Here is a 19,183-nt window from a genome sequence, read left to right on the forward strand (position 1 = left end):
GAATTCGTGGTCGATCAGCAGGGTGTGGCGCAACCTTTGCGGGCGTACCACCACCAGGTCACGACAATGCAGCTCAGGTAGAAACCGACAAACATGTAGAAGGCCATCGCCGGGCTGCCGGTGGCGGCCATGGACGTGCCGAAGGATTTGGGAATGAAAAACGCGCCGAACGCGCCCATGGCCGAACTGAAACCCAGCACGGCGGCGGATTCCTTACCGGCGTCCTTCAGGGCCTGCTCGCGCTCGGCGGCGGATTTACCGGCGCTGGCTTTTTCATGCTGGGTGCGGAAGATCACTGGGATCATGCGGAAGGTGGAGCCGTTGCCCACGCCAGTGGTGATGAACAGCAACATGAACATGCCGAGGAAGCCGTAGAAGTTGCCGCCCTCGCCGTTCTGCGGCAGAAAGTGCAGCACGCCGAACACCATCGCGATCATCAGCACGAAGTTCCACAGGGTCACTCGCGCGCCGCCGAGTTTGTCCGCCAGCCAGCCGCCGAGTGGGCGCACCAGGGCGCCGACCAGCGGGCCGAGGAAGGCAAATTTCAGCGCCACCACGTCGGGGAATGAGGTTTTGATCAGCAGCGGAAACGCCGCCGAAAAACCAATGAATGAACCGAAGGTCGCCAGGTACAGCCAGCACATCAGCCAGTTGTGCTTGCGCTTGAAAATCACCGCCTGGTCGGCGAACGAGGCGCGCGCGCTGGACAAGTCATTCATGCCAAACCACGCCGCCACAGTGACGGTGAGGATAAACGGCACCCAGATGAAGCCTGCGTTTTGCAGCCACAATTGGCTGCCGTCCGGCAGGGTCTGGGGTTGGCCGCCGATCAGGCCGAACACGCCAAAGGTGATCACCAGCGGCACGCAGAACTGCATCACCGACACCCCCAGGTTACCCAGGCCGGCATTCAGGCCCAGCGCGGTGCCCTGCTGGGCCTTGGGGTAGAAGAAACTGATGTTGGACATGCTGGAGGCAAAGTTGCCGCCGCCGAAGCCGCACAGCAGCGCGATCAGCACAAACACGCTGTAGGGGGTGCTGGGGTCTTGCACCGCAAAGCCCATCCACAGCGACGGCAGCAGCAGCGACGCGGTGCTCAGGGCGGTCCAGCGGCGGCCACCGAAGATCGGCACCATAAACGAGTAGAACACCCGCAAGGTGGCGCCGGACAGCCCCGGCAAGGCCGCCAGCCAGAACAGTTGATCGGTGCTGAAACTGAAGCCGATGGCATTGAGGCGCACGATCACCGTGCTCCACACCATCCACACGGCGAAGGCCAGCAACAGCGCGGGGATCGAGATCCACAGGTTGCGAGTGGCGGTCTTCTTGCCGCCGGCGCCCCAGAAGGCGGGGTCTTCGGGGCGCCAGTCATGGATCACCGGGCCCGACTCGGGCTTTTGCGCGATGGACATATTCATTCTCCTTGGAGACGTTGGGCGGTGTTGCCCAAAAGCGGTTGCTTGCGAATTTCGCTGAGGTACATCCAGGTCAGGGACACCCAGACCACGCCGTACATCAACATGAAGCAGGACGAGCGCACGCCGGTGAGGTCCACCAGGGCGCCGAACAGAATCGGCAGCACAAAGCCACCCAGGCCACCGGCCAGGCCGACGATGCCGGACACCGCGCCCATGTTCTGCGGGTAGTCATTGGCGATGTACTTGAACACCGAGGCTTTGCCGAAGGCGAAGGCGATGCCCATGACAAACAGCAGAACGGTGAACAGGGTCGGGCTCAGGCCGATGTGGAAATCCAGCGGGCCGTTGACGGTCATCACCTGCAGTTGGGTCTGCGGGTAGCTGAGCAGGAACAGGCAGATCCAGCTCACCCACAGCACCCACCAAGTCACGCTCTGGGCGCCCCAGCGGTCGGACATCCAACCGCCCACTGCGCGCAGTACGCCGCCAGGCAGCGAGAAACAGGCGGCCAGCAGCGCCGCGCTTTGCAGGCTGAAGCCGTATTCCTGCACGTAGTACTTGGTCACCCACAGGGCCAGTGCCACGTAGCCGCCGAACACAATCGAGTAGTACTGGCAGTAGCGCCACACGGCTGGGTCTTTCAGGCACTGCAACTGCTGGCGCAGGGTGGCGCCGCCGACGCTGCGGTGGCTCTTGTTCTCGCTGGTGAGAAACCAGAACAGCAGCGCGGTGATAAACAGGATGGCGCTGAACACTTTGGGCACCAGGTGCCAGGTGCCCAGGGCGATCAGCGCGGGGGCGAGAAACTTGGTGACCGCCGCCCCGGCATTGCCGGCGCCAAACACGCCCATGGCAAAGCCCTGGTTGTCTTTGTCGAACCACTTGGCGACGTAGGCGATGCCCACCGAAAACGAACCGCCGGCCAGGCCGACAAACAGGCCCAGCACCAGGAACTGCCAATAAGCGCTGGCGTATGTGATCAGGTACAGCGGCAACACGCAGGTCAGCATCAGCAGGAAAAACACGATGCGCCCGCCGAAACGGTCAGTGAGCAAGCCCAGGGGCAGGCGCACCAGCGAACCGGTCAACACCGGGGTCGCCGCCAGCAGGCCGAATTGGGTTTCGTTGAGTTGCAGCAGTTCTTTGATGGGCACGCCGAGCACGGCGAACATCATCCACACCATAAAGCAGACGGTGAAGGCCAAGGTGCTCATGCCCAGCACCAGGCCCTGTCTCATACGGGATTGAGTCACGGTATGCGCTCCAGAAAGTGATTCCATGGGCGCAGATTAGGGGCGACACCCCCGTGGAACTTGACTCAGGTCAACGTCCGCCTGGGGGGTATAGGGCTATGCTGGCAGCGCCTACCTCCAAGGAGGTAGACCCAACAACAAGAGAAAGCCTTTATTTATCAATGGATTGGTCTCTTGTGCCGGCTTTTATCCGTGGGAGGGTTCGCCGGCAATTCTTTAGAGGTAGTCCGCCAGGGAAGGCTGTGTTCAGTCCTTTTTTCCATGCCTGGTGCGACTATGCTGCCCCTTCGCCTGTTTCGATTACGCCGCCATGCTTGACTGGCTGCGCAGCTCCCTGCCCGCCCGCGCCGGCCTGGCCGTTATCCTGATCGCCATCCTGGCCCTGTCCAGTTCCCTGAGTGCCGGGCTGATCGCCTGGTTCAGCCAGGGCGACGCGGCCGCGATCAATACCGCCGGCTCAGTACGCATGGAGACCTACCACCTGAGCTGGAAACTCGCCGCCGCCGCGCCGGCCGACGAGGTTGACGCGATCGCGCGCAGCCTGCAAAGCCGCCTCGACAGCCAATCCCTCAAAGCCGTGCTGGAAGACGGCCCACGCAGCGCGCTGTTGCAGAGTTACCAGCAGATCCAGCAGCGCTGGCACGACGCGCTGCGCCCGGCGGTGATACGCGGCGACGCGGCGTTTTTCCAGCTCAATGCCCCGGCGTTCGTCGAGCAACTGAACCACTTCGTCAGCCTGTTGCAGCAACAAAGCGAACAGAAGCAAGGCTGGCAGCAAGGCATTCAGGGCCTGGCGCTTTTCAGCACCTTGATCATCCTGCTGATCGGCCTGTATGAACTGCAATACGGCGTGGTCAACCCGTTGGAAGAACTGGTGCACGCCACCCGACGCTTTCGCGACGGCGATTTCAAAACCCGCGTCAACCACCGCTCCGAAGACGAACTGGGACAACTGGCCCTGAGCTTCAACGCCATGGCCGAGACCATCGAAGCCTCCCATCGCACCCTCGAAACCCAGGTGCAGCTCAAGACCCTCAACCTGCAACAAGCCAACGCCGCGTTGGAGCTGCTGTACCAGAGCAGCCGCAGCCTGGCCACGCGCCTGGCCAACGCCGAAGGGCTGGACGAATTGATCCGGCGCTTCCAGCAACGCCTGCCGGGGCTGCGTCTGTCGTTGTGCCTGCAAGGCCACTTTCTCGCGCCGGCCCAGCAGATACTGGCCCTGCACGGTGGCGACAGCCGCAATGTGTGCGCCATCGGCGATTGCGCCAGCTGCCAGAAACACAAAGTGGCGCCGCCGCAGATTTTCAGCATCAGCAACCAGGGCACGGAACTGGGCGAACTCAAGGCGCATTTCCTCGACGGCCACGCGCCCCAGGACTGGGAAAAACAACTGATCCAGGCCCTGGCCAACTTGATCGGCACCTCGCTGTCCCTCAAACGCCAGCGCGAGCAGGACCACCGCCTGCTGCTGTTGGACGAGCGCACCATCATTGCCCGCGAACTGCACGATTCCCTGGCCCAGGCGCTGTCGTACATGAAGCTGCAAGTCAGCCGCATGCAGACGCTGATCCGCCGTGGCGAACCAGTGGAAACCCTGGCCACCGTCACCGCCGAATTGCGCGACGGGCTGAACAACGCCTACCGCCAACTGCGCGAACTGCTCACCACGTTCCGCCTGCAAATTCACGATGCCGGGCTGGTGCAGGAGCTGTCGGAGACCGCCGAAGAGTTCTCGCGGCGCGGTGAATTCCAGGTGCATCTGCATGTGGATGCCCTGGCCTTCCAACTGTCGGCCAGCGAGCAGATCCATGTGTTGCAGATCACCCGCGAGGCACTATCCAACTGCTTGCGCCACGCCCATGCGCAAAACGCCTGGCTGCAACTGCGCCAGGTCGGTGAGACCGTCAGTTTGAGCATCGAAGACGACGGTCGCGGCTTCAGCGGCGAGGTTGACCGGCGCGAACACCACGGCCTGACCATCATGGACGAGCGCGCCCGCAGCCTGCACGGCCAACTCGATATCAGCCCGCGCGAGCCCCAGGGCACCCGGGTGCACCTGGGTTTCCGGCCGGAATTCCTCGGCCACTCTTTAGCGAGCACTGCCTCATGAACAGCCTCCCACGCCATACCCTTCTGCTGGTGGACGATCATCCGATGATGCGCCACGGCATGCGCCAAATGCTTGAGCTGGAAGACGACCTGCGGGTGGTCGGCGAAGCCGGCAATGGCCAGGAAGCCCTCGACCTTATCGACAGCCTGCAACCGGACCTGGTGCTGCTGGACAACAACATGCCGCACATGAACGGCCTGGAAACCCTGCGCCGCCTGCGCGCCATGGACTATGCGGGCAAGGTGCTGCTGTTTACCGTGTCCGACGCCGAAGACGACATCCGCGACGCGCTGCGCCTGGATGCCAACGGCTACCTGCTCAAGGACATGGAGCCGGAACTGGTGGTGGAATACATCCGCGATGCGTTGAACGGCGCCCTGGTGATCAGCCCCGGGCTGACTCGGGTGCTGGCCCAAGCGTTGCGCTCGCCCCAGCCCCATGCGGCGGTGGAGTTGACCGAACGGGAGCGGCAAGTGCTCAAGACCATCGCCGGTGGCTACAGCAACAAGGTAATCGGGCATAAGTTGGGCATCACCGAGGGCACGGTGAAGGTGCATGTGAAGAACCTGCTGCATAAATTGGGCTTGCGCTCGCGGGTGGAAGCGGCGGTATGGGCGATGGAGCATTTGCGGCAGGCGGGTTGATACTGTTCGGGGCTGATACTCCGTTATCGGGGGCAAGCCCCCTCCCACATCTGATAACCGGTGCGGTCGGAATGTGGGAGGGGGCTTGCCCCCGATAGTAGTAGTTCAGACCACAGAGGTACCCCGACAGAGGCATATCCACACCGGCTCAAGCACCCTACGCTAGCCCTTTGCGGAGGCCCAAGCATGCTCACTCATCCCCATATCGTCCTGACCCTGCGTCGGCACCACCTGTTCAGCCAGCTCCCGGAAAAAACCTTCCAGGATGTCTGCACCCTGGCCAATCTCAAGCGCGTGCCCGGTCACACCCCGCTATTGCATCAGGGCGAGGCGGCCGAGCGTTTTTTCCTGTTGGTCAGTGGGCAGATCAAGCTGCATCGGGTCACCGGTGAAGGCCAGGAACATCTGGTGGAGGTGATCCAACCCGGTCAGACGTTCGCCGAAGCGCTGCTGTTCACTGCGGCCAAGGCGTATCCGGTAAGCGCCACGGCGCTCAAGGACAGCGTGCTGGTGAGCATCGAAGGCCAACACTACCGGCGCGCGTTGGAGGATCAGCCGAAGATCTGCCTGGCGATTCTGGGCAGCATGAGCATCCACCTGCATCAGCGCCTTAAGGACATCGACACCTTGACCCTGGCCAACGCCAGCCGCCGGGTGATCAATTTTCTGTTCCAGGAGCGCAATGCAGTCAGCGGCGAGGTGGTGTTGCAGGTCCCCAAGCGCCTGGTGGCGTCCAAGCTGGGGATCCAGCCGGAGACGTTTTCAAGGATTCTGCACCGGCTGGTGGAGGGTGGGTTGATCGAAGTCCAACGGCGCACCATCCGCATCTTGAGCGAAGAACAGTTGATGGGGTATCAGGCCGGCTGACGTTCAACCACCCCCCTCCCCATCCGCTCCAGGCTGCGCCACAGCCAAACCGGCAAGACGTCCGGGTCCAGGCTGTCGATCAGGTTCTTGACCCCCAAGCCCAACTCCGTATCGCCTTCGATCACTAGCCGGCGCCGGAAGAACAGCGTATCCGGGTCCTCCTGCCGGCTGGCCAGCAACAAGAACTCCCGCCAGTTGCCGCTGATGCTCACCTGGGCCTCGGCTTTTTCGGCGATGCGCAAGCCGTCCCGCGCCAGGGTCAGGTACCAGCACAGTCTCAGGTCGGGAATGCGCAGGCACAGCCAGCGCCCACGCAGCAGGTCGAACCCGCCGTCGCGCAGCGGTTCGGCCAGGCAGCGATTGAGAGCCTGTTGCAGCGCGTGGCGCTGCACCGTGAACGGCACATGCCGCAGCAACGGCAACAGACGGTCAGCGCCTTTGAGCAACCACGCTTTACGCTTCAGCACAGGCCCACCTCCTCGACGCGCAGCATGCCCGCTTGGCCATGCCAGTAACCGTTGCAGCCATCCACATACAGCGGCGGCGTGGCGCCGTGGCGCACCTGATCAAAGGCTTTGACGATGCCCACCATGCCCTCGGCCCGTGGGCTCAACCGCAGCAGATCGGCGCCGCACTGCACCAACCCGGCGTAGTCGGCCAACAGGTTGGTGACCTCGGCCGACATCGTCTGAATGCCATTGAGGGTAAACAGTGCCTGGCCTTCCTGGCTGGTCAGGGGCATGCCGTCGGGGTAGTTGAGGCAGCAGAAGCGGCAGTCATCCTTGGGTCGGTTTTCCGCGCGGGCGGTAAAGCAGCGTGCCGAATAGGCCAGGGGCAGATGGCCGTATGCGAAGATTTCCACTTCGGGCAATGGCCGCCCCAGTTCGCGCACCTGCTCCAGCACATCGGCGATCAGGTCCTGGGAACACTCCACTGGTGGCACCCAGCGCTGCATACCGGCGTCAAGCAGTTGCACCAGGGCGTGGCCGTTGTAGAGGTTGAGCGCCGGGCCGCCGACAAAGGGCAACTTGCGTTCCACCAGCATCTGCACCGCGCCCATGTCGTTGGCTTCCACCAGCAGCTCGCCGTTGTCGCACAGGCGGCGCAGGCTCGAAAGTTCGGAGGCGGCCTCGATCAGGGTCAGGCTCGACAACACGATCTGCGCCGAGGTGCAGGCCTGCAACTCGCGGCCCAGGCCCAGCCAATGGTCGAGGGACATGGCGCGGCGCTTGGCGCACACGGTTTCCCCCAGGTAGATCACGTCCAGGGGCAAGCCGGCCATGTCCGAATAGAAACGACCCAAGTGGTCTTTGTCCCAGTAAAACAGCACCGGTCCGAGGCTGAGTTTCATCAAGCGCTCCTTATTGCCATGCACGGTGGTAGGCGCCCAGGGTGGTCTGGCTGCCTTCGGATAACCCGGCCAACACCTGGCGCCACTGGTCCTGCACTGCAAAACGGGCAGGCGCAAGGCGGTGGGCGTCCAGCGCGGCGCGCCAGACTCGGGTGACTTGCTCCACATAGGCCGGGCTGCGTTGCCGGCCTTCGATCTTGATGGCCGCCACCCCCATGGCACTGAGTTCGGGCAACAGGTCCAGGGTGTCCAGGCTGGTGGGTTCCTCCAGGGCATGGAAGCGCTTGCCCTCCACCAGGAAGCGGCCCTTGCACAGGGTCGGGTAACCGGCCGGTTCATCGGCGGTGTAGCGGTCGATCAGCACATCGCTCAGGCGCGCGCTGAGGCCATCGGCGTCCTCGCTCCAGCGCACCGCTTTGGCCGGCGAACACACGCCGCACAGGTTGGGCGACTCGCCGGTGATGTAGGAAGACAAATGGCAGCGCCCCTCGGCCATGATGCACAGGCTGCCGAAGCCGAACACTTCGATGGGCACCGGGCTGCTGGCGGCCACCTGCTTGACCTGGGCCAGCGACAGCACGCGGGGCAGCACGGCGCGGCGGATGTCATAGCGCTCGGCGTAGAACTTCAACGCCGCGCCGTGGGTGGCCGAGCCTTGTACCGACAGGTGCAACGCCATCTGCGGATGGTGCCGGTGGGCGTAGTCGAGCACCCCGGGGTCGGCGGCGATCAGCGCGTCCACACCATGGTCCGCGGCGCGATCCACGGCGCGTTGCCAGCGCGCCCAGATCTTCGGCTGCGGATAGGTGTTGACCGCCACATAGAGCTTGCGCTGGTGCTGACGGATAAACGCGACGGCGCCGTCGAACTGCTTGTCGTCCATGTTCAGCCCGGCGAAATGTCGGGCATTGGTGTCATCGCGAAAACCAACGTACACCGCGTCGGCGCCTTGGCGCACCGCCGCTTTGAGCGCAGGCAAGTTGCCTGCCGGACAAACCAGTTGCATGGGGGTTCCTCACAGGAATTCAGTGAAAGACAAGAAGGCCACCGGGTCGTCCCTGACCACCCGCTGTTCGCGTTCGACAATGGCCAGGCCGTCGGCCCAGCACGCGGCCGACAACATCGCCGAGCTTTGCTGCGGATGCGCGGTGACGCGCAATTGCCCGTGCGCATCGCTGTCCAGACGGGCGCGCAGGTACTGGCGACGCTGGTTGGGATGGGGCCATTCGAACCCTGCCGGCACTTGCACCGGGGTGGGCAGCACCTGTGTCATGCCCTGGGCCCGTAGCAGAAACGGGCGCAGCACCACCAGCGCGGTGATCAGCGCCGCCGACGGGTTACCCGGCAGCCCCAACCAGGGCTTGCCCGCCACGGTGCCGAAAGCCAGCGGCTTGCCGGGCTGGATCGCCAGGCGCCAGAAATTCACCTGGCCCAGGGCTTCGATGGCCTGCTTGAGGTGATCCTCCTCGCCCACCGACACCCCGGCCGAGGTCAACAACAGGTCGCACTCCGACGAGGCCAGCGCCAGGGCATCGCGACTGGCCGCCAATTGGTCGGCCATCACGCCATAGTCATGCACGTCCACGCCCCAGCCGCGCAGCAGCGCCGCGAGGCAATGGCGGTTGCTGTTGTAGATCTGCCCAGGGACCAGGGTCTCGCCGGGTTCGCGCAATTCGTTGCCGCTGCTGAGCAGGCATACGCGCAACGGCCGATAGACTTTTACCCGTGGGATACCGGCCGAGGCCAGCAAGCCGATTTCCTGGGCGCGCAGGCGTTGCCCGGCACTGATCAACGTGGCGCCACGGCGTAGTTCTTCGCCCTGTTTGCGCACATGCTCACCCAGGCGCACCGGCGGGCACCACACGCGCTGCGCATACACGCGGCAGCGCTCCTGGGGCACCACGCTGTCGGCCCCAGGCGGCAACGGCGCACCGGTAAATATGCGCACCGCCTCCCCCGCCTCCAGGCTTTGCTGACGACTTTGCCCAGCGGCCACGCGCCCGGCCACCAGCAGATAGCCGCCTTCGGCCGGCACATCTGCGGCGCGAAGGGCATAGCCGTCCATGGCGCTGTTGTCCCAACTCGGCAGATCCAGGGGCGAAAACACGTCCTCGGCCACCACCCGGCCCAGGGCTTCAGACAGACCGATCACCTGGGTCGCCGGTGGCGGCGGCGCCTGGGCCAACAGCTGGGCAATGGCGTCGTCCACCGGCATCAGGTGCCCGGCGTCGCACACCGAGGCGCTCATAAGCGCGCCCCGCAGGCCGCCACGTTCTGGTTGGCCTGGGCCTTGAGGTGCGGCACGAAATTGCACGGGCCGGTGCGGCTGTCCAACTGGCCCGCGAGGATCTGGTCCCAGGCGGTGCGGCACGCGCCTGGCGAGCCCGGCATGCAGCACACCAGCACGCCGTTACTGAGGCCGGCCAGTGCGCGCGATTGCAGGGTCGAGGTGCCGATTTCGGCCAGGGACACCTGGCGGAACAGCTCGCCGAAGCCGTCGACCTGTTTATCGAGCAATGGCGCCACCGCCTGGGGCGTGTTGTCACGGGCGGTAAAACCGGTGCCGCCGGTCATCAGCACCACCTGCACGTCAGGGTCGGCGATCCACAGCGATACCTGCGCGCGGATCTGGTAGATGTCGTCGATCACCAGGCCACGGTCGACCAGCACATGACCGGCGCCTTGCAAACGGTCCACCAGGGTCTGGCCGGAGGTGTCGGTGGCGAGGGTGCGCGTGTCGCTGATGGTCAGCACGGCGATGTTCAGGGGGACAAAATCCCGTTGGGTCAAATGGGCCATGATCCAGGCTCCAGGCATTGAAAAGTGAGCGTCAGCCTGCGCCGCAATGGGCGCAGGGCCTATTCCTCCAAGGAGGTATGCCGGTCAGGGGGCCAGGCGCGTGTGCTGCCAGGTGCCCGCGTGCAGGCGGTAGTCGAGGCGGTCATGCAGGCGGTCGGGGCGGCCTTGCCAGAACTCGATGCGTTGCGGTTGCAGGCAGTAGCCGCCCCAGTGCTCGGGGCGTGGCGGTTGGCGCCCGGCGAAGCGCTCGGTGACTTCGCGCAAGCGGCCTTCCAGCTCGCTGCGATGGGCCAGAGGCTGGCTTTGGGGCGAGGCCCAGGCGCCCAACTGGCTGGCGGCCGGACGCGCGTCGAAGTAGTCATCGGACAGCTGCGTATCGGCGCGCACCACCGGCCCTTCTATGCGCACCTGGCGCTCCAGCCCCGGCCAGAAAAACGTCATGGCCGCATGGGGGTTGCTTGCCAGTTCCTGGCCCTTGGCACTCTGGTAATTGCAGAAAAAGAAAAACCCCTCGGCACTAAAACCCTTGAGCAGCAGGATGCGGCAGTGGGCATGCCCTTGGCTGTCAACGGTGGCCAGGGCCATGCTGTTGGCCTCGGCGGGCGGCACTTCGGTCTTGCGCGCCTGGCTCAGCCATTGGCCGAACAGCTCGATGGGATCGGCCTGCGCGGCTTCGTCCCGCAGACCATACAGGGTGTAGTTACGGCGCAATTGTGCAAGGGACAGGGGCATGGCGCGGTCCTCCGGAAAGTTCGCCACAGTGTGGGAACTGCCGCGGCTTTATCCCTTGATCACGATCAACATTCGTCCGTGGCATGACGCCGCATGGGGTTACTTGAGCCCCAATCTGCGCGCCAGCTTGTGCAGGTTGCTGGAATCCAGTCCCAACACCCGCGCGGCACCGGCCCAATTACCGCTGCAATGGGCAAGGGCTTGGCGGATCTTATCGCGCTGACAGTCATCCACGGCGGCGGCCAATGGCTGAAACGGCTCCCCCGGTACCGGGGCCGGTTGCGTTGTGGCCGTGCTGTCGCCCAGGCCCAGCCACTGCGGCTCCAGGCTCGTGGGCGCGCGGCGGCCGGCTCGACACAGCAGTTTTAGCGCCGCGCGGCTGATTACATGCTCCAGCTCGCGCACATTGCCCGGCCAGGCATAACTTTGCAGCGCCTGACGGGCCGTCGGCGACAGGCACAGCTCGCGCATGCCCAGGGCGGCGCGGCTGCGTTCGACAAAGTGCTCGGCCAACACCAGCACGTCGTCGCCGCGCTCGCGCAGGGCCGGGATCGCCACCGGGTACACCGAAAGGCGGTGATAGAGGTCGGCGCGAAACAGGCCGTCGCGCACGCGCTCCGCCAGATCGCGATTGGTGGCGGCGACGATACGCACATCCACGTGCAACGGGCGGTCGGCGCCCAAACGCTGGATCTCGCCGTTTTGCAGGGTGCGCAGCAACTTGGCCTGAACGCTCAGCGGCAGTTCCCCCACCTCGTCAAGAAACAGCGTGCCGCCATTGGCCGCATCGAAACGCCCGGCACGGTCGTGGCTGGCGCCGGAGAACGCACCTTTGACATGGCCGAACAGCTCGCTCTCGGCCAGCGCTTCCGGCAGCGCCGCGCAGTTGACCTGCACCAGCGGCCGCCGGCTGCGCCGCGACTGACGGTGCAGGCGCCGGGCAAACAGTTCCTTGCCCACGCCGGTCTCGCCTAGCAACAGCACCGGTAACTCGGTCTGCGCCAGCACCGCCAGCTCGTCGAGCAATTGGCGCAATACCCGGCTGTGGCCGAGGATCTCGTCGGCCGGTAGGGTCGCCTCGACCCTGATCGGGTTGGCGCTACCCTGGCATAGGGTGGTCATGATCACCTCACGTTGAAATAAAGCTCTACTTATCAATACGTTGCTGTTTGGCATGGCGCCTGCAACGGCCCGTGCAACCGTTAGCCCCGATGAGGACACCCGATGAACCTGAGCGACTGGAACACCCAACCCCAGGATCAACTGATCGATCACCTGCTGGCCCGCTACCACGCCCGGCATCGCGAGCAACTGCCGGAGCTGATTGGCCTGGCCAGCCGTGTCGAGCAAGTCCACGGTCATCATCTGCAATGCCCCAACGGCCTTGCGGACCTGCTGCGCGACATCCAGCAGGAACTGGAGAACCACATGCTCAAGGAGGAACAGGTACTGTTCCCGATGCTGCAGATGGGCATGGGCGCCCAGGCGAGCATGCCCATCCAGGTCATGCGGCATGAGCATGACCAGCACGGTGAGGCGCTGGAGCAACTGTTGAACCTGACCGATCACCTCTCGCCGCCGGCAGGCGCTTGCGGCACGTGGCGCAGCTTGTATAGCCACTTGGCGACTTTTCATGACGACCTGCGCGAGCACATCCGCCTGGAAAACCAGGTGCTGTTTGCCCGGGCGCTGAACCCGGCGGCCTGATCAGCGCACCATCAGTTTGGCCAGTACTACGATCAGCACCATATGCCCCAGGATGCTGCGGCGGATCCACGTCGCACGCCGGGGGCTCAAGCGCTGATGACTAAGCAGATAGGCCAGCCACACGTAGTGGCCGATGATGCTCAGGGCCAGCACGATCTTGAGGCTCAGCAACGCGGCAAAATGGCTGCCCCACGGCACGTTGAACACCCCGCGGTAATGCCAGGCCAAGCCGATACCGGCGCCGTACAGCACCACCACCACGGCATGCAGCACCCGCCGCGTGCGCCGGGCGATGGCGTGGTCCGAGGTGAACTGCGCCGACCACGCCAGCTCTTGGCGCGCGCTGTGCCAGATCACCACTTCAAAAAACAGCGTGCCGATAAAGGCGATGGCCGCCAGCAGATGCACAATCAGTAAGCCAGAGTAGAGCATTGCGTTCTCCTAACCGGGATGGCCATCGACACGTGGGCGGCACAGCATCGGGCCGTAGCGCCACAGGTACAGGCCGAGTCCGACGGTCCAGCAGACCGCCGCCAGCCACAGCGCGGCGAGCGGCCACACCAATACCAGCAGCACGCGGCAAACAGCGGCCAGGTTCAGCAGTACAAAGGCCAGGGTCATGCCGCTGGGCGGCTGCAATGGCCGGCCAGTGTGACCAAGGCTGACGCGGGCGATCATCGCCAGAATCAACCCGCCCATGGCGCCCACCGTCAAGGCGTGCACCGCCAGGCTGGGGTTGAGCGGCGCGCCGAAATGCCACAGCGCCATGCCCAGGCACGCCACCGCGAGCCAGGCATACGCCAGGTGCAACGACCACAGCAGCGGCACCCGCCACAGCCCCCGGTCATGCCAGCGCAACAGACGCACCACATGCCCCGCCGCCAGCGCGGCGAACAGCACGCCGGTCCAGGGGCTGGCCGCCAGCGCCAACCCCACGGCATACAACACCGCCACCAGCAACGAGCCGCCGAGCAACAGACGGTCCAGCCACGGCCACGGCTTGACCGCTTCGACCCGGCCCACACCGCGCTGGGTGAAGAACGGAATCACCCGCCCACCGATCAAGCCCATCATCGCCGCCACCAGCCACACGCCGGTCAACACCGACTGGCGCTGCCAGCCTTCGTCCTGGCGCCACAGCCCATACAGCGACAGCCCGTCCGCCACGGCCAACAGCGCCAGCACCAGCACTACCGGGTAATTGCGCGACTGCCGCACTTGCCAAAGGGTCCAGCCCATCACGCCGGCGACGGCCAGCGGGAACGCCAGTTCCAGCAGTGTGAGCACCGGCCAGGGCAAATCCAGCAGCCAACCGATGCGCGCCGCCAGCCACAACGCCGCCAGCCCCTGCAAGGCACCGCCGCTAAGCCCCGGGCGACCGGTCCAAGTCTGCACGGCCGTGAGCAAAAACCCGGCGATGATCGCCAGGCCAAAGCCGAACAGCAGTTCATGCCGATGCCAGGCCAGCCAACCGCCGGCTGGTTGCCAGGCCCCCGTGTGCCCGCCCAGGGCCAGCAGCCATAACGGGATAACCAACGCGGCCAACAGGCAGGCGCCGAGGAAAAATGGCCGGAAAGCCAGGCGAAACAATGGGGTAATCGACATGGCCTTGCGCCGATCGAGCACTTGCATAACACGGTCTCCCTTCAGGACTGTGGCGATGTTGCGCCGATGGCCGTGCGTTGCCCTTGTCGTAGATCAAGTCGCGGCCCGGCCATCGCGCGTACGCTTGCGCTACGCCAATATTGACTATCACCGTGGAGCCACGATGAAAAACGCCTACGTCCCCCTCGCCTGGTTTGTGATCCTTGGCTCCATGCTCGCTGCGGCCAGCGGCGTGTCCCTGGTGTTGGTGTGAACGCCCCGCTGATTTTCAAGGAGCCAGGCCGGGTGTTGCATCGCGTGCATCACCAGATCCTGCGCAGCCACCACCTGTTCGAACCGCTGAACGAGGAGGAACTGGACGACTTGATGAGCAGCAGTCAGTTGCTCAGCGTCGACAAAGGCGAGCCGTTGTTCCGCCAGGGCGAGCCGGCCGAGGCGTTTTATTTCGTGATTGCCGGCGCGGTGAAGATCTACCGCCTGACTCCGGATGGCCAGGAGAAGGTCTTTGAGGTGATCGGCGAGCGACAGACCTTCGCCGAGGCGATGATGCTGATGGACACTCCCAACTACGTGGCCTGCGCTGAAGCGGTGTGCCCGACCCAGTTGTACCGGTTGTCCAACGCCACCTATATGCGCCTGTTGCACAGCAACAGCCGCCTGACCTTTGCCCTGCTCGGCAAGCTGTGTGTGCGCCTGCACCAGCGGGTCAACGAGATCGAAACCCTGTCGCTGAAAAACGCTACGCACCGTGTGGTGCGCTATCTGCTGACCCAACTAATGCACTTGCACGGCGGTGACAGCCGTTTTGAACTGCCGATGGCCAAGCAGTTGATCGCCGGGCACCTGTCGATCCAGCCGGAGACGTTTTCGCGAATTATCCGGCGCTTGATCGACGAACACATCATCACTCAGGACGGTCGCCAGATCACCATTCTCGACCGTGCGCGCCTGGAGCAATTCGAGTGAAAACCTGCCTGTATTGCCAACGGCGCAACGCGCTGGAACGCGATACCTGCGAAGGCTGCGGCATGCCGCTGCCGGCGTCCGAGGCCAGCGGCATGGCCCGCCGACTGAGCCGCTTCCAATGGTTCTGCGTGGGCCTCACGCTGTTTTGCGTCGCCATGTTCTTCTGGCTGCCACGGGACATCTACTGACGTTCGGTCAATTGCCGGTACAGCTGCGGTAACCGCTGGGGCAACTGGCCGGGTTGGCGGATCAGGGTAAAGCCATGGGCACCGAACATGTACGGCAGGTAGTCGCCGGCCTGTTTGTCGATGGTGATACAGAACGGGATCAACCCCTGGCGCCGCGCCTCCAACACCGCCTGACGGGTGTCTTCGACGCCGTAGCGTCCTTCATACAGGTCCAGGTCATTGGGCTTGCCGTCGGTCAACAGCAACAGCAATTTGCGCCGTTGGGCGCAGGCCCCGAGCAACTGGGTGGCTTGGCGAATGGCCGCGCCCATGCGCGTGTAGTACCCGGGCTTGAGCGCTTGGATCGCGCCGCGGGTGTGGTCGTCGTAGGGTTGCGCAAAACTTTTGAGCTGTTGCAAACGCACCTGATGGCGACGCAGGGATGAAAACCCATACAGCGCAAAACGATCCCCCGCCCCCGCCAGGCTTTCGCCGAACAGCAAAAGGCTGTCGCGGATCACGTCGATCACGGTTTGCTCGTCGTTCAGGTGCGCATCGGTGGACATCGACACGTCCGCCAGCAGCAAGCACGCCAGGTCGCGATGATGGTGACGCTGCTCCAGGAACAGACCCCGTTCGGCGCACGCGCCGTGCTGACGCTCGACGTGAAAATCCAGCCAGGCCTGCAAGTCCAATTCACTGCCTTGGGCTTGCTGGCGCTGCCACTGGCGGTCGGTGCGCAGGCGCATAAATTGCTGGCGCAGGCGCCGGGCCTCGGCGTGTAGACGGGGCGGCAAGGGCTGCGGCTGGGCGTCGCGCGGTTGCATCGTTTGCAGATTGACGAAGCCGTCTTGCAGGCACTGGCGGCGGTAGTCCCATTCGGGCAGTTTGATGCCCTCCCCCAAGGGAATGTCATCCACATCCGCCGGCGGCAGGTCCAGGTGCAGCTTGAGGCCGCCGCTCTTGCGCACCCGCTGGCGCGACAGGCTCAAGTGGTCGAGGTCTTCGGCGACACGGGCGGCGTCGGGGTCGTGGCTGTCGTCGGACCAGCGATCAAGCTCGACGTGTTCGCTCCAACTGAACAGGTTCTCCAAGCGCACCACCAGCAGGCCGCCGTCGCGACTGTGATCGTCCACACGGCTGGCACGCTTGGGCGCGCCCTGCTGCTCCCCGGGCGGGGTGGCGAAGTCGTCGCCGTCGTCATCTTCACCGTCCAGGGCTTGAGGCGAATCCAGGTGCAACGGCGGATAGAGCCATAAGGGCAGCGGCCAGGCGGCGCGTTCGCTACGGGGCAGCTGGCGCACACTGCCCGGCTCGCGCAGGGCCTTGCGCAAGGCGTTTTCCAGGGCGGCTTCAGCGCGATTGAGGCTGGCCGGGTCGGGGCGCAGCGCGATATGGGCTTCCACCAAACGCTGGTAGCCGGGCAGCAGCGCCGGGTAGCGTTGCAGCAGCAGCCAGGTCCAGCGTTGGTTGTCCCGGGCCCAATGGGTCATGGGGCCGGCGTGGGCGGCCAGCAGCGCCAGCCAGCGGTACAACTCCAGGTTCAACGCGACGGTCGGGAACACCGCCAGGCTCGACGGCAGGCGCAGGCGGTTGCCATCGCAGCACGCCAGTGGCGCCTGCTTACAGGTGCCGGCGATGCGCATCAGCAGGTTGCGACGCAGCAGCAGGTCGCGTTCGCTGGCAGCTTCCAGGGCGATCCCGCTGGCACCGCCCAGGGCACGGAACAATAGCGCCAGGCTGCGCTGGCGGTCGGCCAGATCGACCCGCGCGAGGGGAAAATCCACGCGGGCACGGCGAGTGATAAAGCGATGCCAGACACTGCCGACCCACTCTTCCAGCTCCAGGGTAAAGGCCATGGGATGGGCTCCAACTTAGGGATTCGACGGGCACAGCGGGATCCAAATGTGTGAGGAGCTGCCGCTGGGCAGAGGTGTCTAAACAAATTCCACAGACTGACACCTGACGCTGTGGTGAGCAGGCTTGCCCTGCGCTGGGCTGCGAAGCAGTCCCATTCCAGACGATGCGTTTCATCTGGTATACCGAGGCGCCTGGCTGGGGGGCCGCTTCGCAGCCCAGCGCAGGGCAAGCCTGCTCACTACAACAAATCTGCTCCCACATTGGGATCGCGTTACTTTCAGTAGACGATCGGCACCGCTGCCCCAGCCATTCGGGCGCGTTGCCGGAAGCTGTACAGGTAGCAGAGCAGCCCAAGCAGGAACACCAGGCCGCAAACCAATCGGGCCCAGAACAGCAGGCGCAGATGCTCCACCGTGGCCATGAACGGCAGTGCCACGCCATCCACCGGCCAGCGCTGCAACCACACTTGCACGGCGCCGGCGGCGGTGAGGAACAAGGTGATCATCACCATCGACAGCACCATCATCCAGAAGCCCCACACTTCGACGGTCTGCGAGCGCGCATCCGGCGCTTCACCGATTCCGCGCAAGCGCGGCATGGCGTAGCTGATCAGGGTCATCACGATCATGGCGTAGGCGCCGAAGAACGCCAGGTGGCCGTGAGCCGCCGTGAGCTGAGTGCCGTGGGTGTAGAAGTTGACCGGTGCCAGGGTATGCAGGAACCCCCATACACCCGCGCCGAAAAACGCCGTGACCGTGGTGCCCTTGGCCCACAACGTCGCCGCGCGATTAGGGTGCTGGCGCCGCCGGCGTTTGACCATGGTGAAGGCGAACATCACCATCGCCAGGAACGGCAGCGGTTCCAGGGCCGAGAAGATCGAACCGACCCACAACCACACCTGCGGTGCGCCGATCCAGAAAAAGTGGTGGCCGGTGCCGATGATGCCGGTGATCAAGGCCATGGCGATGATCACGTACAACCATTTTTCCACCACTTCGCGGTCGACCCCGGTCACCTTGATCAGCACGAACGCCAGCATCGAGCCCATGATCAATTCCCACACGCCTTCCACCCACAGATGCACCACCCACCACCAGTAGAACTTATCCCGTGCCAGGTTGCCGGGGTTGTAGAAGGAGAACAGGAAGAACACCGCGAGGCCGATCAGACCGGTCATCATCACCAGGCTGACCGTGGTTTTGCGGCCTTTGAGCAGGGTCATGCCGATGTTGTAGAGAAAGCCCAGGCACACCACCACGATGCCCATTTTGGTGATGGTCGGTTGCTCAAGAAACTCACGCCCCATGGTCGGCAGCAGTTCGTTGTGGGTCAGTTTGGCCAGCGCCGCATACGGCACCAGCAGGTAGCCGAGAATGGTCAGCACCCCCGCCACGGCGAACACCCAGAAAAGCACGATCGCCAGTTTGGGGCTGTGCAATTCGCGGTCGGCCTCTTCGGGCACCAAGTAATACGCGGCCCCCATAAAGCCGAACAGCAGCCACACGATCAGCAGATTGGTGTGAACCATCCGCGCCACGTTGAAAGGAATCAGCGGGAACAGAAAGTCGCCGATCACGTATTGCAGGCCCATGATCAGCCCGAACAGCACCTGGCCGACGAACAGCATCAGCGCAAACACGAAGTAGGGTTTGGCCACGGCCTGGGATTGGAATTTCAGATAGGGGTTGGCGCTGTGCATGG

The 19,183-nt window shown here is 64.3% G+C and carries 17 protein-coding genes and 2 pseudogenes; 6 read left to right on the top strand and 13 right to left on the bottom strand.

Features of this window, described 5'->3' with window-relative positions:
- Nucleotides 1-14: 14 nt before the first annotated feature.
- Both HRH33_RS15920 and HRH33_RS15925 read right to left on the bottom strand, forming a co-directional pair.
- Nucleotides 15-1,412 (bottom strand): NarK family nitrate/nitrite MFS transporter, encoded by a 1,398-nt coding sequence (locus HRH33_RS15920; protein ID WP_167417481.1) that lies wholly within the window; start codon nt 1,410-1,412, stop codon nt 15-17.
- Nucleotides 1,413-1,414: 2 nt separating this feature from the next.
- Nucleotides 1,415-2,671, bottom strand: coding sequence for an MFS transporter (locus HRH33_RS15925; RefSeq protein WP_080761449.1), 1,257 nt, complete (start codon nt 2,669-2,671; stop codon nt 1,415-1,417).
- A gap of 310 nt (nt 2,672-2,981) precedes the next feature.
- Here HRH33_RS15925 and HRH33_RS15930 point away from each other — a divergent pair, with 310 nt between their 5' ends.
- The 3 genes from HRH33_RS15930 to HRH33_RS15940 all read left to right on the top strand — a co-directional run bounded on the left by HRH33_RS15930 (nt 2,982) and on the right by HRH33_RS15940 (nt 6,295).
- The gene (locus HRH33_RS15930; RefSeq protein ID WP_167417480.1) at nt 2,982-4,784 is read left to right on the top strand and encodes a HAMP domain-containing protein; all 1,803 of its coding nucleotides are present in this window, start codon (nt 2,982-2,984) and stop codon (nt 4,782-4,784) included.
- The gene (narL, locus tag HRH33_RS15935) at nt 4,781-5,428 is read left to right on the top strand and encodes a two-component system response regulator NarL (protein WP_034098451.1); all 648 of its coding nucleotides are present in this window, start codon (nt 4,781-4,783) and stop codon (nt 5,426-5,428) included. The genes HRH33_RS15930 and narL overlap by 4 nt, the downstream gene beginning before the upstream one ends.
- Nucleotides 5,429-5,614: 186 nt before the next feature.
- Nucleotides 5,615-6,295 carry a Crp/Fnr family transcriptional regulator gene (locus HRH33_RS15940; protein ID WP_034138461.1) on the top strand — a complete coding sequence of 227 codons (681 nt, stop codon included), beginning with the start codon at nt 5,615-5,617 and terminating at the stop codon, nt 6,293-6,295.
- Here the strand turns inward: HRH33_RS15940 and ubiT are convergent.
- From ubiT to norR, 7 genes and pseudogenes are all read right to left on the bottom strand, one after another.
- A complete protein-coding gene (gene ubiT, locus HRH33_RS15945) occupies nt 6,283-6,762 on the bottom strand; it encodes a ubiquinone anaerobic biosynthesis accessory factor UbiT (RefSeq protein WP_167417479.1) in 480 nt (159 codons plus the stop codon). The two genes, HRH33_RS15940 and ubiT, sit on opposite strands and share 13 nt — an antisense overlap.
- Nucleotides 6,756-7,646, bottom strand: a complete 891-nt coding sequence (locus HRH33_RS15950; protein WP_034098457.1) for a U32 family peptidase — start codon at nt 7,644-7,646, stop codon at nt 6,756-6,758. The genes ubiT and HRH33_RS15950 overlap by 7 nt, the downstream gene beginning before the upstream one ends.
- A gap of 10 nt (nt 7,647-7,656) precedes the next feature.
- Complete coding sequence (gene ubiU / locus HRH33_RS15955) at nt 7,657-8,652, bottom strand: ubiquinone anaerobic biosynthesis protein UbiU (protein ID WP_034138464.1); 996 nt, start codon at nt 8,650-8,652, stop codon at nt 7,657-7,659.
- A gap of 9 nt (nt 8,653-8,661) precedes the next feature.
- Nucleotides 8,662-9,894, bottom strand: a complete 1,233-nt coding sequence (locus tag HRH33_RS15960; protein WP_167417478.1) for a molybdopterin molybdotransferase MoeA — start codon at nt 9,892-9,894, stop codon at nt 8,662-8,664.
- Nucleotides 9,891-10,445, bottom strand: a complete 555-nt coding sequence (gene moaB / locus HRH33_RS15965) for a molybdenum cofactor biosynthesis protein B (protein WP_034098463.1) — start codon at nt 10,443-10,445, stop codon at nt 9,891-9,893. The genes HRH33_RS15960 and moaB overlap by 4 nt, the downstream gene beginning before the upstream one ends.
- Before the next feature lie 84 nt (nt 10,446-10,529).
- Nucleotides 10,530-11,177, bottom strand: a complete 648-nt coding sequence (pdxH, locus tag HRH33_RS15970) for a pyridoxamine 5'-phosphate oxidase (RefSeq protein WP_040268603.1) — start codon at nt 11,175-11,177, stop codon at nt 10,530-10,532.
- A 99-nt stretch (nt 11,178-11,276) separates the two neighbouring features.
- Nucleotides 11,277-12,245 (bottom strand): annotated as a pseudogene (gene norR / locus HRH33_RS15975) (nitric oxide reductase transcriptional regulator NorR); the annotation flags it as partial.
- Between the two features lie 168 nt (nt 12,246-12,413).
- Here norR and HRH33_RS15980 point away from each other — a divergent pair.
- Nucleotides 12,414-12,884 (top strand): annotated as a pseudogene (locus HRH33_RS15980) (hemerythrin domain-containing protein); the annotation flags it as partial.
- Here the strand turns inward: HRH33_RS15980 and HRH33_RS15985 are convergent.
- On the bottom strand, nt 12,885-13,316 hold the full coding sequence (locus tag HRH33_RS15985; protein ID WP_167417475.1) for a hypothetical protein: 432 nt from the start codon (nt 13,314-13,316) through the stop codon (nt 12,885-12,887).
- A 9-nt stretch (nt 13,317-13,325) separates the two neighbouring features.
- The gene (locus HRH33_RS15990; RefSeq protein WP_167417474.1) at nt 13,326-14,516 is read right to left on the bottom strand and encodes an NnrS family protein; all 1,191 of its coding nucleotides are present in this window, start codon (nt 14,514-14,516) and stop codon (nt 13,326-13,328) included.
- A gap of 222 nt (nt 14,517-14,738) precedes the next feature.
- Here HRH33_RS15990 and HRH33_RS15995 point away from each other — a divergent pair, with 222 nt between their 5' ends.
- Complete coding sequence (locus tag HRH33_RS15995) at nt 14,739-15,455, top strand: Crp/Fnr family transcriptional regulator (RefSeq protein WP_276574144.1); 717 nt, start codon at nt 14,739-14,741, stop codon at nt 15,453-15,455.
- Nucleotides 15,452-15,643, top strand: coding sequence for a hypothetical protein (locus HRH33_RS16000; RefSeq protein WP_034138468.1), 192 nt, complete (start codon nt 15,452-15,454; stop codon nt 15,641-15,643). The genes HRH33_RS15995 and HRH33_RS16000 overlap by 4 nt, the downstream gene beginning before the upstream one ends.
- On the opposite strand, the gene HRH33_RS16005 is transcribed toward HRH33_RS16000, so the two are convergent.
- Nucleotides 15,637-17,481, bottom strand: coding sequence for a nitric oxide reductase activation protein NorD (locus tag HRH33_RS16005; protein ID WP_167417473.1), 1,845 nt, complete (start codon nt 17,479-17,481; stop codon nt 15,637-15,639). The two genes, HRH33_RS16000 and HRH33_RS16005, sit on opposite strands and share 7 nt — an antisense overlap.
- 278 nt (nt 17,482-17,759) lie before the next feature.
- Complete coding sequence (locus HRH33_RS16010; protein WP_167417472.1) at nt 17,760-19,181, bottom strand: cbb3-type cytochrome c oxidase subunit I; 1,422 nt, start codon at nt 19,179-19,181, stop codon at nt 17,760-17,762.
- Nucleotides 19,182-19,183: the final 2 nt, after the last annotated feature.

This window comes from Pseudomonas rhodesiae (genome assembly GCF_013285305.1).
Lineage (GTDB): Bacteria > Pseudomonadota > Gammaproteobacteria > Pseudomonadales > Pseudomonadaceae > Aquipseudomonas > Aquipseudomonas rhodesiae.

Excerpts from the sequence above, each read along its gene's own strand:
- HRH33_RS15920 (WP_167417481.1), bottom strand. The coding sequence starts at position 1,412 with ATGTCCATCGCGCAAAAGCCCGAGTCGGGCCCGGTGATCCATGACTGG.
- HRH33_RS15930 (WP_167417480.1), top strand. The coding sequence starts at position 2,982 with ATGCTTGACTGGCTGCGCAGCTCCCTGCCCGCCCGCGCCGGCCTGGCC.
- narL (WP_034098451.1), top strand. The coding sequence starts at position 4,781 with ATGAACAGCCTCCCACGCCATACCCTTCTGCTGGTGGACGATCATCCG.
- HRH33_RS15940 (WP_034138461.1), top strand. The coding sequence starts at position 5,615 with ATGCTCACTCATCCCCATATCGTCCTGACCCTGCGTCGGCACCACCTG.
- HRH33_RS15950 (WP_034098457.1), bottom strand. The coding sequence starts at position 7,646 with ATGAAACTCAGCCTCGGACCGGTGCTGTTTTACTGGGACAAAGACCAC.
- ubiU (WP_034138464.1), bottom strand. The coding sequence starts at position 8,652 with ATGCAACTGGTTTGTCCGGCAGGCAACTTGCCTGCGCTCAAAGCGGCG.
- HRH33_RS15960 (WP_167417478.1), bottom strand. The coding sequence starts at position 9,894 with ATGAGCGCCTCGGTGTGCGACGCCGGGCACCTGATGCCGGTGGACGAC.
- moaB (WP_034098463.1), bottom strand. The coding sequence starts at position 10,445 with ATGGCCCATTTGACCCAACGGGATTTTGTCCCCCTGAACATCGCCGTG.
- pdxH (WP_040268603.1), bottom strand. The coding sequence starts at position 11,177 with ATGCCCCTGTCCCTTGCACAATTGCGCCGTAACTACACCCTGTATGGT.
- HRH33_RS15985 (WP_167417475.1), bottom strand. The coding sequence starts at position 13,316 with ATGCTCTACTCTGGCTTACTGATTGTGCATCTGCTGGCGGCCATCGCC.
- HRH33_RS15990 (WP_167417474.1), bottom strand. The coding sequence starts at position 14,516 with ATGCAAGTGCTCGATCGGCGCAAGGCCATGTCGATTACCCCATTGTTT.
- HRH33_RS16005 (WP_167417473.1), bottom strand. The coding sequence starts at position 17,481 with ATGGCCTTTACCCTGGAGCTGGAAGAGTGGGTCGGCAGTGTCTGGCAT.
- HRH33_RS16010 (WP_167417472.1), bottom strand. The coding sequence starts at position 19,181 with ATGCACAGCGCCAACCCCTATCTGAAATTCCAATCCCAGGCCGTGGCC.